This window comes from Streptomyces sp. BE303 (assembly GCF_036290945.1).
GTDB lineage: Bacteria > Actinomycetota > Actinomycetes > Streptomycetales > Streptomycetaceae > Kitasatospora.
Genome location: NZ_JAQYWZ010000705.1, coordinates 23814 through 40275, shown reverse-complemented (window position 1 = coordinate 40275; position 16462 = coordinate 23814). Strand labels below are relative to the sequence as shown.

The 16462-nt window shown below is 73.0% G+C and carries 12 protein-coding genes; 7 read left to right on the top strand and 5 right to left on the bottom strand.

Annotated elements, in window-relative coordinates:
- Positions 1-220: 220 nt before the first annotated feature.
- Entirely contained in the window at positions 221-1375 is a 1155-nt protein-coding gene (locus PUR56_RS17220) for a glycosyltransferase (protein ID WP_329949577.1), read from the bottom strand.
- 237 nt (positions 1376-1612) lie between these two features.
- On the bottom strand, positions 1613-2053 hold the full coding sequence (locus tag PUR56_RS17215; RefSeq protein ID WP_329883411.1) for an SRPBCC family protein: 441 nt from the start codon (positions 2051-2053) through the stop codon (positions 1613-1615).
- 182 nt (positions 2054-2235) lie between these two features.
- Here PUR56_RS17215 and PUR56_RS17210 point away from each other — a divergent pair, with 182 nt between their 5' ends.
- A complete protein-coding gene (locus tag PUR56_RS17210) occupies positions 2236-3129 on the top strand; it encodes a HipA family kinase (protein WP_329949576.1) in 894 nt (297 codons plus the stop codon).
- Positions 3130-3276: 147 nt separating this feature from the next.
- Here PUR56_RS17210 and PUR56_RS17205 read toward each other — a convergent pair whose 3' ends face one another.
- From PUR56_RS17205 to PUR56_RS17195, 3 genes are all read right to left on the bottom strand, one after another.
- Positions 3277-4764: a S8 family peptidase gene (locus PUR56_RS17205; protein ID WP_329883409.1), complete on the bottom strand. Its 1488-nt coding sequence runs from the start codon at positions 4762-4764 to the stop codon at positions 3277-3279.
- Between the two features lie 405 nt (positions 4765-5169).
- Positions 5170-6288 (bottom strand): amidohydrolase family protein, encoded by a 1119-nt coding sequence (locus PUR56_RS17200; protein ID WP_329949575.1) that lies wholly within the window; start codon positions 6286-6288, stop codon positions 5170-5172.
- Between the two features lie 2 nt (positions 6289-6290).
- Positions 6291-7754: a glutamine synthetase family protein gene (locus PUR56_RS17195; RefSeq protein ID WP_329949574.1), complete on the bottom strand. Its 1464-nt coding sequence runs from the start codon at positions 7752-7754 to the stop codon at positions 6291-6293.
- A 507-nt stretch (positions 7755-8261) separates the two neighbouring features.
- On the opposite strand from PUR56_RS17195, the gene PUR56_RS17190 reads away from it, so the two are divergent.
- From PUR56_RS17190 to PUR56_RS17165, 6 genes are all read left to right on the top strand, one after another.
- Positions 8262-10037 (top strand): 3-hydroxyacyl-CoA dehydrogenase family protein, encoded by a 1776-nt coding sequence (locus PUR56_RS17190; RefSeq protein WP_329883406.1) that lies wholly within the window; start codon positions 8262-8264, stop codon positions 10035-10037.
- Between the two features lie 185 nt (positions 10038-10222).
- Positions 10223-11131 carry a TetR family transcriptional regulator gene (locus tag PUR56_RS17185; protein WP_329949573.1) on the top strand — a complete coding sequence of 303 codons (909 nt, stop codon included), beginning with the start codon at positions 10223-10225 and terminating at the stop codon, positions 11129-11131.
- Positions 11132-11507: 376 nt separating this feature from the next.
- Complete coding sequence (gene ccrA, locus PUR56_RS17180) at positions 11508-12845, top strand: crotonyl-CoA carboxylase/reductase (RefSeq protein WP_329949572.1); 1338 nt, start codon at positions 11508-11510, stop codon at positions 12843-12845.
- On the top strand, positions 12845-14920 hold the full coding sequence (locus tag PUR56_RS17175) for a protein meaA (RefSeq protein ID WP_329949571.1): 2076 nt from the start codon (positions 12845-12847) through the stop codon (positions 14918-14920). Before ccrA ends, PUR56_RS17175 begins: the two co-directional genes overlap by 1 nt.
- A 25-nt stretch (positions 14921-14945) precedes the next feature.
- Positions 14946-15917: an HpcH/HpaI aldolase/citrate lyase family protein gene (locus tag PUR56_RS17170; protein WP_329949570.1), complete on the top strand. Its 972-nt coding sequence runs from the start codon at positions 14946-14948 to the stop codon at positions 15915-15917.
- A 22-nt stretch (positions 15918-15939) separates the two neighbouring features.
- Positions 15940-16443 (top strand): MaoC family dehydratase, encoded by a 504-nt coding sequence (locus tag PUR56_RS17165; RefSeq protein WP_329883401.1) that lies wholly within the window; start codon positions 15940-15942, stop codon positions 16441-16443.
- Positions 16444-16462 lie beyond the last annotated feature (19 nt).

The following is a 16462-nucleotide window of genomic DNA, read 5'->3' as shown; positions in this document are numbered from 1 at the left end:
GGCGGCTTTCGGATTTCTCGCGAATTCCCGGCGTGAAATCGAAATGAAGCAGGCAAAATCAGACAATACCGAACGCCGACCGGAATGCTGGAAGTCGACTTGCCATTTCATTCCAGCCGCCCATTAATAGGTATTTCTGATTTCACGCCTCACCCACAACCGGCTGAGGGTGCGAATACGACAGCGCCGGACCGGCGGGCATTCACGGCATGTGAAACGATCAGATCCGCTGCGGGACACGGGCGCGGCGGCGCCCGGCCGCAGGACCGGCCCCCAGGAGATCCCGGTAGAGCGCGTCCACCTGTTCGACCACCGAGCGAACATCATGGCGAGCCGCCGCGTGCTCACGCAGGCGTGCGCCGCGTCGCTCGCACTCGATCGGATCGGACAATGCTTCGGCCATTCGGGTGGCGAGCGCGGCGGCGTCCTCCGGCGGTACCACGGCGGACTTCCGTTCGACCGGCGGCAGGCATTCACGGGCCCCCGGAACGTCGGTCAGCAGCACCGCACGGCCGGAGGCCATCGCCTCCAGCGGGGCGAGCGCCATGCCCTCCCAGCGCGAGGGCAGCACCACCAGGTCGGCCGCGGCGAGCCACGGCCGCGGATCCGCGACGTCCCCGACCAGCCGGACCCGGGCCGGCTCGGCCGACTCCCGGACGACCGCGGCCAGCCGGGCCTCCTCCGGCCCGCCGCCGACCAGCGCCAGCCGGGCCGACGGCACCCGGCGCTGCACCTCCGGCCAGGCGTCGAGCAGCACGTCCTGCCCCTTCTGGCGACAGAGCCGGCCCACGCAGACCGCGAGCGGGGCGTCCAGCTCCAGGCCGAGCATGACCCGGGCGGCCCGGCGCTCGGCCGGTGCGTAGTGGCGGACGTCGACACCGTTGGGCACCACCGCCCAGTCGGCGTGCAGGCCCGCCGCGACACCGTCGGCCCGCTCCTGGACCGAGACGCAGAGCAGCCGGTGCGCCCAGCGGGTCGCGTACCGCTCCCAGCGCAGGGTCGCGGCGGCCAGCGCGCCGTCCACGGCGGCGAACGACCAGGCGTGCGGCTGGAAGACGGTCGGCGCGGCGCCCCGGACCGCGAGCCGGCCGGCCAGCCCGGCCTTGGCGCTGTGCAGGTGGACCATGTCGGGCGCGGCCGCCCGGACGATCCGGCGCAGCCGCCACGCCTCGGCGGCGGTGGCCGGGCCGGGCGAGCGCCGGGCCGGCCAGTCCAGGACCAGCGCGCCGACCGCGCCGGCCTCCTCGGCCAGCCGGCCGCCGCGCGGACAGGCGACCAGCACCCGGTGGCCGGCCTCGCGCTGGCCCCGGACGAGGTCGACGACGACGCGGGCGACCCCGCCGTCGACGGGCTGCGAAATGTGAAGGATCGTCATATGCACGGCGGCGAGCCTAGGGTGGGCGCACCGTGCCGCGGGGCCGCCGTCACCCGCACGTGGCGGGCGTCCACCCGTACGGCTTTCCGCTCGTACGGGTGGACGGACCGGTCGAAATCCCGAGCGAGCCGAAGGACGGTTTCAGCAGGCCCGGGCCGTCGCGCCCGGGGCCGTCACGGCCCGGGGCGGGTCGTGACGGGCCGGCCCGGGACCGGTCGTGAGGGGTCGGGTCGGGCGTCAGCGGACCTCGGCGGCCAGGTTGGCCAGCACCTGGTCGTGGATCCGGTTTAGGCCCTTCGGGGCGAAGGTCCGCTCGAAGAAGCCGCCGATGCCGGTCGCGCCCCGCCAGGACGCCGTGACGGTGACCTTCGACCGGCCCTCGCCGACCGCCGAGACGGTCCAGGTGATCACCATGGTGGAGTTCGCGTCCCGCTCCACCAGCTGGTCCGGCTGCGGCGCCGAGACGGTGAACAGGCAGTCGCGGATCCGCTTCTCGGTGGCCTGCAGCTTCCAGTGCACCTGGGTGCCCGCGCCCGTGCCGCCGACCCGGACCTCGTACTCGCTGTACTGCTCGGGCAGCAGCTTGGGGCGGGTCACCTGGTAGTCGGCCAGCGCCTCGTACACCCGCTCGGGGGCCGCGTCGTAGACCCGCTCGGTGGTGGCCTGCACCTGTCCCATGGTCGTGCTCTCCTCGTCAGGTCGTCCGGTGTGGTGGAGTCGCCCGGCGCGTGCCGCGGCCGTCCGGTCCGTGTGGTCCCCGGTGGCGCGCGATCGTCCGGGCCACCGGCAAGCCAATCACAGGAGCCCCGCCGCACCGGCCGCCGCCCTGGTCTCCGGGGGCGGGCATTAGGGTGGCAGGTGTGCTCGATCAGGTGACAGCAGTGCGCTATGTCGACCCCCTGCGGGCCGGCGGTTCCGTCCCCGGTGTCGTGGAGACCGACGACCTGGGCACCTACGTGGTCAAGTTCTCCGGGGCCGCGCAGGGCCGCAAGGCGCTGGTGGCCGAGGTGATCGTCGGCGAGCTGGCCCGGCGGCTCGGCCTGCCGGTGCCCGAGCTGCGACTCGTCGACTTCGACCCGGCGGTCGCCGACGGCGAACCGGACGCCGAGATCCAGGACATCCTGCGGTCCAGTCGCGGGATCAACCTCGGCATGGACCTGCTGCCCGGCGCCCGCGACTTCAGGCCCGGCATGATCGACGTCGACCCGGTCCTGGCCGGGCGGGTCGTCTGGCTGGACGCGCTGACCGGCAACGTCGACCGGACCGTGCACAACCCCAACCTGATGGTCTGGCACGGCGCCCTCTGGTTGATCGACAACGGCGCCGCGCTGATCTTCCACCACCGCTGGTCCGCCGCCGCGTCCGCCGTCGGCAAGCGGTACGACCTGAGCGCGCACGCCCTCGGCGGGTACCGGCCGGACGTCCGGCTCGCCGACGAGGAGCTCGGGCCGCTGGTCACCGCCGGACTGCTGGCGGAGGTGCTGGCGCTCGTCCCGGACGAGTGGCTGGCCGGCGAGCCCGGCTTCGACTCGGTGGCGGAGCTGCGCGGCGCCTACGTCGCGCACCTGGCCGCCCGGGCCGCGCGCTCCGCGCAGTGGCTGCCGGAGGGGTTCGCCACGCCCGACCAGCTGCGCGAGACCGAGCAGCGGCGGGCCGCCCGGACCAGGGCCGGCCGGCCCGCCTGGCTCCAGGACGTCCCGGACCTGCACGGCAAGCCCTCGGTGGAGACCGCCTGGGAGCAGCACGTCGAGTGAGCGGCCCGGTGGCGCGCCGGGCCGGACGGCTCGGCACGCCGCCCGGGCGCGGAACGGGGGCGGAACGGGGGCGGACACGCGGAACGGGGGCGGGACTGGTGTCCCGCCCCCTTCGGGGGTTCAGCGGCCGATCAGCGGGTCAGCTGCTCAGCGCCACCACTGGACCGCCTTCTCGGCGTTGATGATGCCGGCGCCGTAGAAGCCGTTGTCGTCCACGCCGCCCTCACAGGTGGCGGCCCAGACGCCGGTGCCGCCCGGGTTGTACGGGCCCGACGGGCAGGCGTGCGACTCGGCCTGGTTGGTGATCAGCTCGGTGAGCTCCTCCGGGCTGGCCCACGGGAAGGTGCTCGCCAGCAGGGCGAGCACACCGGCGGCGTGCGGCGAGGCCATCGAGGTGCCCTGCATGTAGCCGTAGCCGCCACCCGGGATGGTGGACAGCACGCGGCCGTTCTTGTCCGGGGTGTCCGGGATCTGGTAGATCCGGTCGCCACCGGGGGCGGCGACGGTGACCTTGTTCTTGCCGTAGCTGGAGTAGTACGACTTGTCGCCCTTGACGCCCACCGAGGAGACCGTCACGACGCCGTCCAGCTCGGTCGGCAGGTTGAGGCAGTTCTGGTTGATCGGGCGCTCGGCCGGCGTGGTGTCGTCCGGGCTCGCGACGTCCTTGGTCTTGTGGGCGAGGTCGATGTTCTCGTTGCCCGCCGCGGCGACGTTGAGGACGCCCTTGCGCTGCGAGAACTCGACGGCGCGGCGGACGGCGGTGGTGATCGCCGCCTGGTCCGCGTCCTCCTGGCAGTTGAACATCCACGGGTCGACGAAGTAGCTGTTGTTCGTGACCTCGAACTTGTGCTCACCGGCCCAGACGAAGCCGCAGATGGCGTACTCCGGGTAGATGAAGCCGCCGTCGTCGACGACCTTGACCGCGGCCAGCTTGACGTTCGGGGCGATGCCCTCGATGCCCTTGCCGTTCTTGGCGGCGGCGATGGTGCCGGCCACGTGGGTGCCGTGGGCGCCGTCCACGCCGGGCTGCCAGGCGTCCCAGGCGGTGTTCGGCTTGCCGCCGTCGATGCAGGAGACCGACTTCGAGGCGTCGACGTTCGCGGCGAGGTCCTCGTGGGTGCCGTCGATGCCGGAGTCCAGGACGCCGACGGTGACGTTGCGGCTGCCCAGGGACAGCTTGTGGGCCTTGTCGACACCGATCTGACGCATGTCCCACTGGTTGGCCCAGTAGGGCTCCTCGCCGGCGGCGGGAGCGGCGGTCGGCGCGGCGGCGACCTCCGCGGTCCGGTCCTCGGAGGCCGTGATGCCCTTGGTGCGGCTGGCACCGACCGACTCGACGCCCTTGGCCTTGCGCAGCTTCGCGGCGAACTGGGTGTCGGTCGAGCGGGCGATCACCACGCCGATCTGCTCGTAGGAGTACACGACGGAGCCGCCGAGGGTCTTGACCGCGGTCTCGACCTTCTGCACCTGGCCGTGGTTGGCCTTGGTGTTGACGACGTAGCTGAGCAGCGGACCGGTCGTCGACTCCGCACCGGCGGCGAAGGCGGTGCCGGCCGGCAGCGCGAGGGCGCCGGCGGTGGCGAGGACGACGCCCACCGCCGCGAACCGGGTCCGGCTGATCCGAGGAACACTCATAGGGGTTGGCCCTCCCGAGTCGTCATGCAACTGCGGTTGGCAGGTGCACTGGAATGATCGGGACGCTAGTGAACATGTGTCGTAATCCGCAAGGGGTAGTCATCTAATCGACACCGTTCGGTCACTTGCGAAGGTTGCGGCTCCGGGGCGAGCGACACCTCGTCAATCCATACGGTGAATAACCGGCCTTCGTGCCCGCACCGGATCCGTGTGACGAAGGATTCTGTTCGAACAACCGTCACGGGCCGCCGCGGACTGGCATGATCCATCGGGTCCTGATCGACACCACGGGAGGGCTCGGCACAGCCATGTCCGTCGACCCCCCGGGCGGCGGGCGCGGTCACCCCTGCCCCGGGCTCCGCCCGTCCGGGACCGGCGCGACGGACCTCACGCCCCGCCGGCCGTTCAGAGCGCGTACAGCCGTCGGGCGTTGCCGGCGGCCACCCGGCGGGTGAGGCGCTCGGCGTCGGCCGCGGTGCAGGCGCCGTCGGCCCGCCAGCCGTCCAGCAGGGTGCCCAGGCCGTGCCGGAACTGGGCCGCGCCGACCAGGTACAGCTCCGGCAGGCCGTAGGCGTCGGAGGAGAACAGCAGCTTGCCGAACGGCGCCAGCTCCAGCATCTCCCCGAGCACCGTCGCCACCCGGGGGCCGACGTAGGAGGCGGTCAGCCCGAGGTCGGTGTGGACGAGCGGGAAGACGTGCGCCAGCCACGCGGCCTGCCGGTGGTACGGGTAGCCGTGCAGCAGGACCAGCGGGACACCCGTCGGCTCGGCGGCCCGGACGAAGCCCGCCAGCAGCGACGGGTCGGCCCGGTGCAGGGTGAGGTCCGGATCACCGAAGCCGGTGTGGAGCTGGAGCGGCAGGCCGAGGTCGGCGCAGACGTCCACCGCCGTCCAGAGCAGGTGGTGCAGCAGCACCCGGTCGGTCAGCCGGCCGCCCCCGGCCCGCAGCCACTCCCCCGCGGCCGCCGCCACCTCGGCCGGGCCGGGGCGTTCGGCGGGCACCTCCAGGCCGGTCCGGTAGGCCAGCACGGACTTCACGGCGACCGCGCCGGACGCCGCCGCGGCCAGCGCCTCGTGCACCGCCCGCGCCCAGCCACCCGCCGGGCCCGCGACGGCCTCGGCGATCCGCTCCAGCCGGACCACCTCACGGACCCGGACGCCGGCCGCCTCGGCGAACGCGTCGAGCGGCAGCAGGGAACGGCCTGCGGCGGCGGTCAGCCCGGTGTCGACCAGGCAGGTCTCCAGCCCGGCCGCCGCCAGCAGCCGGCGTGTCGCCTCCGGCGCGCCCAGCTCCCGCCGGCGGGCCAGGTACTCCTCGGCCGGGGCGTGCGCGGGCAGCCCGAGCGCGGGCGGACACCAGCGGCGGACGGCGAGGCCGAGCGCGCTGTCGAACGGCGAGGTGCCGGGCGCGGGCGGGCGGTCGGACTCGGTGAGCAGCCCCGCCAGGTCCTCGTCGGCGAGCTCGGCCGTCAGCACGCTGTGGCAGTGGTGGTCGACCAGCGCGGGGACGTCCGGCGGGGGCACCGTCAGTACCGCCAGCGGGTCGCCGCCACCAGCTGCTCGGGGGTGGCGCCCGCGTACTGCTCGCTCTCGGCCAGACGGACCGCCAGCACCGCCTCGTACAGCGGCTCGCCGAGAGCCTCCCGGAGCACCGCCGACCGCCGGTAGGCGGCGAGCGCCTCGGCCGGTCCGGCGGGGAGCCTGGGGACCGTGCCGGGCTCGGCCTGCGCCGGGTCACCGGTGACCTCCGGCGGCAGCGTGAGCCCCCGGTCGAGGCCGGCGAGGCCCGCGGCGAGCACCCCGCCGAGCGCCAGGTAGGGGTTGGCGGTGGCGTCGAAGCACTTGATCTCGGCGTTGGCCGCGGTGGAGCGCTCGCCGGTGGAACCGGTCACCAGCCGGAGCGCCGCCTCCCGGTTCTCCAGGCCCCAGCACCGGTAGGCACCGGCCCAGTGCGAGGGGACCAGCCGCAGGTAGCCGGCCGGGCTGGAGGAGCCGAGCACCAGCAGCTCGGGCAGCGCGCCGAGCACCCCGGCGAGGAAGCCCTCGCCCTCGGCGGTCAGCCCGTGCGGGCCGGACCCGCCGCGGGCGAGGTTGCGGCCGTCCCGCCAGAGGCTGAGGTGGAGGTGGCCGCCGTTGCCGACCGAGCCGGCCTCGACCACCGGGGCGAAGGAGACCCGCAGTCCGTGCCGGGCCGAGACGGCGCGGACGGTCTGCCGGACCAGGACCGAGGTGTCGGCGGCCTCGACCGGGCCCTCGGGGGCGACCGAGACCTCGAACTGGCCGGCCGCGTACTCGGGGTGGATCTGGAGCACGGTCAGCCCCTGCTCGGCGAGGGCGCGGAGCAGCTCGCGCAGGTACCCGGAGAGGTCGGTGAGCCGCTGCAGGCCGTACGCGGCGCCGGCCGTCGGGTACCGGGGCTCCTCCTCCGGCGGGCCGGCCAGCGCGACGACCCACTCGATCTCGATCCCGGCCTTCAGGCCCAGGCCGCGCTCGGCCGCCGCCGCGACCGCCCGGCGGGCGAAGAGCCGCTGACAACCCGGGTGCGGGGCGCCGCCCTGGGTGTACCGGTCACCCGGCGCCCAGGCCCAGCCGGGCTGGGCGGCGAGCGGGACGAGCCGGTCGACGTCGGGGTAGAGCCGCAGGTCCCCGGTGGGGCCGCCGGTCAGCGGGCTGGAGACGATGGTGTCGTCGGCCAGGAAGACGTCGAAGCAGGGCGCCGTGCCGACGCCCCACTGCGCGGCGTGCACCAGGCCGGTCAACGGCACGGCCTTGACCCGCGCGATGCCGGCGTTGTCCACCCAGGTGACGGCCACCGCGTCGACCTCGGCGGCCCGCAGCCGCTCGACCGCGGCCCGGGCGCGCTCCCCGCGCTCCGCCCGGTCGGCCCTCGGCGGCAGCGCGACGCCGGCCGGCCGGCCGGCGTCCTCGGCGGCGGGCTCCTGCTCGGCGGCGGGCTCGCCACGACCCGCGGTCACGGTTCCGGTGCTCATGCCCCCATGCTGCCCGGCCGCACCACCTCGCGTAATTCCCCTATCGGGTGGTCCGAACGGACGTCCGTCCCCTCCGTCACCCGTTCCGGCGACGCGGTCCCGGCGGCGAAATACCGGCTCCCACCCCCTTCCTACCGGCGAGTAGCTCGGCTACAGTGTCGGCACGCATCACCGCCGGGCTTCGGGAGCCGCACCGGCGGGGGCGTCGACCGGCGCGCGGGACCGCGCGGACCGGACGGCACCGGAACGGTGTGTTCACCCACCGGCCGTTTTCGCGGATCGCGGACGAAGGCCGGGGTTTCCCTCCTTTTCTCTTCTCTGCTTCAGAGTCGCTTCCTTCACGCCGAGCGCCTGAGTACCACGGCACACCCGCAGCACCGCCGGAGCGGACCGGCGGCTGCGCGGTGGCCGCAACCGTCATCTCCCCAGCCCCCGCGCGCGGACCCCCCTCCGTCGGCGCGTCCGCCGGAGCGCGCGCGGGCTTCCCATGACAAGGAGTCAGGACAGATGGAGCGTCCCTTTCCCACGGTCGCCGTGGTCGGCCTCGGCACGATGGGTGCCGGCGTCGCGGTCGCCGTCGCCAGGAGCGGCCGCCGGGTGATCGGCATCGAAGCCGACGAGGAGCAGGCCGCCCGGGCACTGGCCCGGATCCAGGAGGCCACGGCGTACGCGGTGACCCGCGAGCGGCTCACCCCCGAGGAGCGCACCGCGCTGCTCGACCTGATCTCGGTGGGCCACGCGCTGGAGGCCGCCGCCGACGCCGACCTGGTCGTCGAGGAGGTGCCCGAGCAACTGGAGCTGAAGCGGGAGCTCTTCGCCGAGCTGGACCGGATCTGCCCGCCGGGGACGGTGCTGGCCACCGGGACCACCGCGCTCTCGGTGACCCGGATCGCCGCCGCCACGGCCCGCCCGGAGCGGGTGCTCGGCCTGCACTTCTTCAACCCGGTGCACACCATGAAGCTGGTCGAGGTGGTCCGCACCGTGCTCACCTCCCCGCAGGTGGCCGAGGACGCCGCCGGGTTCGCCCGGGACCTCGGCAAGGAGCCGGTGGCCGCCGGCGACCGGGCCGGCTTCGTGGTCAACGGCCTGCTCTTCGCGTACCTGAACCAGGCCGCCGCGATGTACGAGTCCAAGTACGCCACCCGGGAGGACATCGACGCCGCGATGCGGCTCGGCTGCGGCCTGCCGATGGGCCCGCTGGCGCTGCTCGACCTGATCGGCGTGGACACCGCCCGGACCGTCCTGGAGGCCATGTACGAGCAGTCCCGGGACCGGCTGCACGCCCCCGCGCCGATCCTCGGCCAGCTGGTCTCGGCGGGCCTGCTGGGCCGCAAGAGCGGCCGCGGCTTCTACACCTACGCGGCGCCCGGCTCCTCCAGGCCGGTCGACGCGGCCGACGGTCCGGCGCTGCCGAAGGTGCCGGGCCGGACGGTCCGCACGGTCGGCGTCTGTGGTTCGGGGACGATGGCCACCGGCATCGCCGAGGTGTTCGCCAAGGCGGGCCGCCCGGTGCTGCTGGCCGCCCGCAGCCAGGAGAAGGCGGACAAGGCCAAGGCGCAGCTGGCGCGGTCGCTGGAGCGTTCGGTGACCCGGGGCCGGCTGAGCGCGGAGCAGCGGGACGCGGCGCTCGCGCTGGTCACGCCGGTCGGGCAGTACGGCGAGCTGGCCGAGGTGGACCTGGTGGTCGAGGCGGTGGCCGAGGACCTGGCGGTCAAGCGCGAGCTGTTCGCCACCCTGGACAAGATCGTCAAGCCGGGTGCGGTGCTCGCCACCACCACCTCCTCGCTGCCGGTGATCAGCTGCGCCTCGGCCACCTCCCGGCCGCAGGACGTGATCGGGATGCACTTCTTCAACCCGGCGCCGGCCATGAAGCTGGTCGAGGTGGTGTCCACGGTGCTGACCGCGCCGGACGTCACCGCGACCGTGCTGGAGCTGTGCGCCGAGGTGCGCAAGCACCCGGTGGAGTGCGGGGACCGGGCCGGGTTCATCGTGAACGCGCTGCTCTTCCCCTACCTGAACGACGCGGTGCGGATGCTGCAGGAGCACTACGCGACGGTGGACGACATCGACACCGCGATGAAGCTGGGCTGCGGCTACCCGATGGGCCCGTTCGAGCTGCTGGACGTGGTCGGCCTGGACGTCTCGCTGACCATCGAGCAGGTCCTGCACCAGGAGTTCCGCGAGCCGGGCCTGGCGGCGGCTCCGCTGCTGGAGCACCTGGTGGCGGCCGGCTGTCTGGGCCGCAAGACCGGCCGCGGCTTCCGCGACCACGCACGCCGGTGACCGCACAACCGTCCTACGGGCAGCCCGGACAGCCCGGGCACCCGCCGCCCGGACCGGACCGGTCCGCCTGGGGGCAGGGGGCCGTCTCCGGCCGCTGGCCCAGACCGGCCGTGACCGGCCCGGTCGCCCCCGTGCGCCGGGGAAGGCCCCCTGCCCCGGCCCCCGGGACGTGTAGCGTTCCGGCCATGGATCGGGTTCAGGCAGTCTCCCCGCAGCAGTCCGTCCTCCCGCGCGACGCCCGGGCGGCCGGCCCGGTGGGGCAGGAAGGGGGCCCGGGCAGCCGCCGGGCGGCGGCGCAGCGGCAGCAGATGCGCCAGGACCTGGCCACCGCCGCCATGGAGCTGTTCGCCTCGCAGGGCTACGAGGAGACCACCGTCGACCAGATCGCGGCGGCGGCCGGGGTGGCCCGGCGGACCTTCTTCCGCTACTTCCGGTCCAAGGAGGAGGCGATCTTCCCGGACCACGACGACACCCTGGTCCGGGTGGCCGACCTGCTGGCCAGCGCCGAGCCCGAGGAGCACCCGCTGGACGTGGTCTGCCGGGGCATCAAGGAGGTGCTGCGGATGTACGCCTCCACCCCCGCGGTCTCGGTGGCCCGGTACCAGTTGATCCGTCAGGTGCCCGCGCTGCGCGAGCGGGAGATCGCGGTGGTGGCGCGGTACGAGCGGCTGTTCACCCGGTACCTGCTGGGTCGGTTCGACCCCGGCGAGGAGATCCCGGCGGGCTGGCAGCGCGGCGGCGAGGACGACTCGATGCTGGCCGAGGTGTCGGCGGCGGCCGTCGTCGCGGCCCACAACCACGTGTTGCGGCGCTGGCTGAGGGCCGGCGGCCGGGGCGACGTGGAGGCGCAGCTGGACCACTCGTTCGAGGTGACCCGGCGGACCTTCTGGGCGTCCAACGCGCCGGGCGCGCGCCGGCGCGGGGCCCTGGTGGCACCCGGTGCCAGCGGGGTGGGGTCGGAGGCGGCCGTCGCCAGCGCACTGAGTGCCAGCCCCGGCGGTGAGGTCCTCATCACAGTGGCCCGCACCGACGCCCCGCTGGAGGTGGTGGTGGACTCGATCAGAGCCGCCCTGGAAGGCGCCCGGCGGGCCTGAGGCCGATAGTTTTCGCAGGTCAACGAGGTAATTGAGGGCCCGTACCGACATGTCGGTACGGGCCCTCCCCCATGCCCGCCGAGTGACACGTGAACGCCGGTGCGGCGCGCCGGAAATTCGTGACACCCGGTGTCTTTACGCGTGGCACAGGGTGCCACTACCTTGTTACCAACCAGTCGCGGCGCCGCGGCTCCCCACCTCGGCGCGCCGTCGTACCGGCGTTCCCACACCCCGGGAACGACGCCCTGAAGGCCAGGCCCGCAGGCCGGCCCGCCAGCCACGTTCCACCCACCACCCAACCCAGCGAAGCCGGTGTCCGCGCCCGGCTCCCCCAGACGCCCTGTGCCCTCACACAGGTACGCCTTCGGAGGCAGCCATGAAGGAAATCCTCGACGCGATCCTCAGCCCCGACAGCACCCCGGCGGACTTCGCCGCCCTGGCGCTGCCGGAGTCCTACCGAGCGGTGACGCTCCACAAGGACGAGGAGCAGATGTTCGCGGGCCTCGACAGCCGCGACAAGGACCCTCGCACGTCACTCCACCTCGACGACGTCGCGCTGCCCGAGCTGGGCCCGGGCGAGGCCCTGGTCGCCGTCATGGCGAGCGCCGTGAACTACAACACGGTGTGGAGCTCGATCTTCGAGCCGGTCTCCACCTTCGGCTTCCTGGAGCGCTACGGCCGGCTCTCGCCGCTCACCAAGCGCCACGACCTGCCGTACCACGTGCTCGGTTCGGACCTCGCCGGGGTGGTGCTGCGCACCGGTGCCGGGGTCAACGCCTGGAAGCCCGGCGACGAGGTCGTCGCGCACTGCCTCTCGGTCGAGCTGGAGTCCTCCGACGGCCACAACGACACGATGATGGACCCGGAGCAGCGGATCTGGGGCTTCGAGACCAACTTCGGCGGCCTGGCCCAGCTGGCGCTGGTGAAGACCAACCAGCTGATGCCCAAGCCGGCCCACCTGACCTGGGAGGAGGCCGCCTCCCCCGGCCTGGTCAACTCCACCGCCTACCGCCAGCTGGTCTCGCGGAACGGCGCGGGCATGAAGCAGGGCGACAACGTGCTGATCTGGGGCGCCAGCGGCGGCCTCGGCTCGTACGCCACCCAGTACGCCCTGGCCGGCGGCGCCACCCCGATCTGCGTGGTCTCCAGCGACCAGAAGGCCGAGATCTGCCGGGCGATGGGCGCCGAGGCGATCATCGACCGCTCCGCCGAGGGCTACCGGTTCTGGAAGGACGAGCAGACCCAGGACCCGCGCGAGTGGAAGCGCCTGGGCGGGCGGATCCGCGAGCTGACCGGCGGCGAGGACGTCGACATCGTCTTCGAGCACCCGGGCCGCGAGACCTTCGGCGCCTCGGTGTACGTCACCCGCAAGGGCGGCACCATCGTCACCTGCGCCTCCACCTCCGGCTTCATGCACCAGTACGACAACCGCTACCTGTGGATGTCGCTCAAGCGGATCGTCGGCTCGCACTTCGCCAACTACCGGGAGGCCTGGGAGGCCAACCGCCTGGTGGCCAAGGGCAAGATCCACCCGACGGTCTCCAAGGTGTACTCGCTCGACCAGACCGGCCAGGCCGCGCTGGACGTCCACCAGAACAAGCACCAGGGCAAGGTCGGCGTGCTCTGCCTGGCCCCGCAGGAGGGTCTGGGCGTGCGCGACGCCGAACTGCGCGAGAAGCACCTGCCGGCCATCAACCGCTTCAGGAACGTCTGATGACTGCCCGGGCGGGCGGGCCGGAGGGCGCGCCGACGGCGGCGGCGGGCGGGCGCGTGCCGCGCGACCGGCCGTGGCTGATGCGCACGTACGCCGGCCACTCGACCGCGAGCGACTCCAACGCGCTCTACCGGAAGAACCTCGCCAAGGGGCAGACCGGCCTCTCCGTCGCCTTCGACCTGCCGACCCAGACCGGCTACGACTCCGACCACATCCTCGCCCGCGGCGAGGTCGGCCGGGTCGGCGTGCCGGTGGGTCACGTCGGCGACATGCGGGCCCTGTTCGACGGGATCCCGCTCGAACAGACCAACACCTCGATGACGATCAACGCCACCGCGATGTGGCTGTTGGCGCTCTACCAGGTGGTCGCCGAGGAGCAGGGCGCCGACATCGCCAAGCTCACCGGCACCACCCAGAACGACATCGTCAAGGAGTACCTGTCGCGCGGGACGCACGTCTTCCCGCCCGGGCCGTCGGTGCGCCTGATCACCGACATGATCGCCTACACCGTCGGGAACATCCCGAAGTGGAACCCGATCAACATCTGCAGCTACCACCTCCAGGAGGCCGGGGCCACCCCCGTCCAGGAGATCGCCTACGCGATGTGCACGGCGATCGAGGTGCTGGACGCCGTCCGCGACTCCGGCCAGGTGCCGGCCGAGCGGATGGGCGAGGTGGTCGCCCGGATCTCCTTCTTCGTGAACGCCGGCGTGCGGTTCGTCGAGGAGATGTGCAAGATGCGCGCCTTCGGCCGGCTCTGGGAGAAGGTCACCCGGGAGCGGTACGGCATCGAGGACGCCAAGCAGCGCCGGTTCCGCTACGGCGTCCAGGTCAACTCGCTCGGCCTGACCGAGGCCCAGCCGGAGAACAACGTCCAGCGGATCGTGCTGGAGATGCTCGCTGTCACGCTCTCCAAGGACGCCCGCGCCCGCGCCGTCCAGCTGCCCGCCTGGAACGAGGCGCTCGGCCTGCCCCGCCCCTGGGACCAGCAGTGGTCGCTGCGGATCCAGCAGGTGCTCGCCTACGAGTCCGACCTGCTGGAGCACGGGGACATCTTCAACGGCTCCGAGGTGATCGAGGCCAAGACCGCCGACCTGCTGGCCGGCGCCGAGGCCGAGATCGCCAAGGTGCTGGAGATGGGCGGGGTCATCCCGGCCGTCGAGTCCGGCTACCTCAAGTCCAACCTGGTCGCCTCGCACGCCGCCCGCCGGGCCCGGATCGAGTCCGGCGAGGACCGGATCATCGGGGTGAACTGCTTCGACACGACCGAGGAGAGCCCGCTCACGGCCGACCTCGACACCGCGATCATGGTCGTCGACCCGGCCTCCGAGCAGTCCGTGCTCAACGCCCTGGAGGCCTGGCGCGGGCAGCGCGACGAGCCCGCGGCACTGCGGGCCCTGGAGGACCTCAAGACCGTCGCCGCCACCGGCGACAACCTGATGCCGGCCACCCTGGTCTGTGCCCGCGCCGGGGTCACCACCGGCGAGTGGGCGTTCGCCCTGCGCGAGGTCTTCGGCGAGTACCGCGCCCCCACCGGCGTCGGCGGCGCGCCGGTCGCGGTGACCGCCGAACCCGGCGGCGAACTGGCCGCGGTCCGGGAGGCGGTCGCCGCGACCGCCGCCGAGCTGGGCGCCGGAAAGCTGCGCCTGCTGGTCGGCAAGCCCGGCCTGGACGGGCACTCCAACGGCGCCGAGCAGATCGCCGTCCGGGCCCGCGACGCCGGGTTCGAGGTGGTCTACCAGGGCATCCGGCTCACCCCGGAGCAGATCGTCTCGGCGGCCGTCGCCGAGGACGTGCACTGCGTGGGCCTGTCGATCCTCTCCGGTGCCCATTCCGAGCTGGTGCCCGACGTCCTGCACCGGCTCCGCCGGGCCGGGGTGGAGGATGTCCCGGTGATCGTGGGTGGCATCATCCCGGCAGCGGACGGCGAGGCCCTCAAGGCCGCCGGCATCGCCGCCGTGTTCACCCCGAAGGACTTCGGCATCACGACCATCATCGGCCGGATCGTGGACGAGATCCGGCTGGCCAACAGGCTCCAGCCCTGGACGTCCTGCACCGCCGCGTCCAGCAGCTGACCCCGGAAGGAACCAACCACCCCTCATGAGCACTCCCGCCGCCCCCCACCGTCTGCGCCCCCGCCGCTCCTGCCTGGCCGTGCCCGGCTCCAACCCGCGGTTCCTGGAGAAGGCCCAGGGCCTCGACGCCGACCAGGTCTTCCTCGACCTGGAGGACGCCTGCGCCCCGCTGGTCAAGGAGAGCGCCCGGCACACCATCGTCGACGCCCTGAACAACGGCGACTGGGGCACGAAGACCAAGGTCGTCCGGGTCAACGACTGGACCACCCACTGGACCTACCGCGACGTGATCACCGTGGTCGAGGGCGCCGGCCCCAACCTCGACTGCATCATGCTGCCGAAGGTCCAGGACGCCGAGCAGGTCAGGGCGCTCGACCTGCTGCTCACCCAGATCGAGAAGACCATGGGCTTCGAGGTCGGCAGGATCGGCATCGAGGCGCAGATCGAGAACGCCAAGGGCCTGATCAACGTCGACGCGATCGCCGAGTCCTCGCCCCGGCTGGAGACCATCATCTTCGGCCCGGCCGACTTCATGGCCTCGATCAACATGAAGTCCCTGGTGGTCGGCGAGCAGCCGCCCGGCTACCCGGCCGACGCCTACCACTACATCCTGATGCGCATCCTGATGGCCGCACGCGCCAACGACCTCCAGGCGATCGACGGCCCGTACCTCCAGATCCGCAACCAGGAGGGCTACCGCGAGGTGGCCGGCCGCGCCGCCGCCCTCGGCTTCGACGGCAAGTGGGTGCTCCACCCGGACCAGGTCGCCGCCGCCAACGAGCTCTTCTCGCCCTCCCAGGAGGACTACGACCACGCCGAGCTGATCCTCGACGCCTACGACTGGTGCACCTCCGAGGCGGGCGGCGCCAAGGGTTCGGCGATGCTCGGCGACGAGATGATCGACGAGGCCAGCCGCAAGATGGCGCTGGTCATCGCCGGCAAGGGCCGGGCCGCGGGCTTCCGCCGCACCTCCAAGTTCGAGCCCCCGCAGGCCTGAGACCGGTAAGGAACCATCGATCATGCAGTTCGGACGCACCTACGAGGAGTTCGAGGTCGGCGCGGTCTACAAGCACTGGCCCGGCAAGACGGTCACCGAGTACGACGACCACCTCTTCTGCCTCCTCACCATGAACCACCACCCGCTCCACCTGGACGCCCACTACGCCGAGCACACCACCGACTTCGGCCGGAACGTCGTCGTGGGCAACTACGTCTACTCGCTGCTGCTCGGCATGTCCGTCCCGGACGTCTCCGGCAAGGCGATCGCCAACCTGGAGATCGAGTCGCTGCGGCACGTCGCGCCGACCTTCCACGGCGACACGATCTACGGCGAGACCACCGTGCTCGACAAGTGGCCGTCCAAGTCCAAGGACGACCGCGGCATCGTGTACGTCGAGACCAAGGGCTACAAGCAGGACGGCACGGTCGTCTGCCTCTTCCGCCGCAAGGTGATGGTCCCGACCGCGACCTACACCACCGCGCGCGGCGGGGAGCAGCCCGGCCGCCCCACCCCGTCGGCCTGAGCACGGCCCGCCCCCCAAG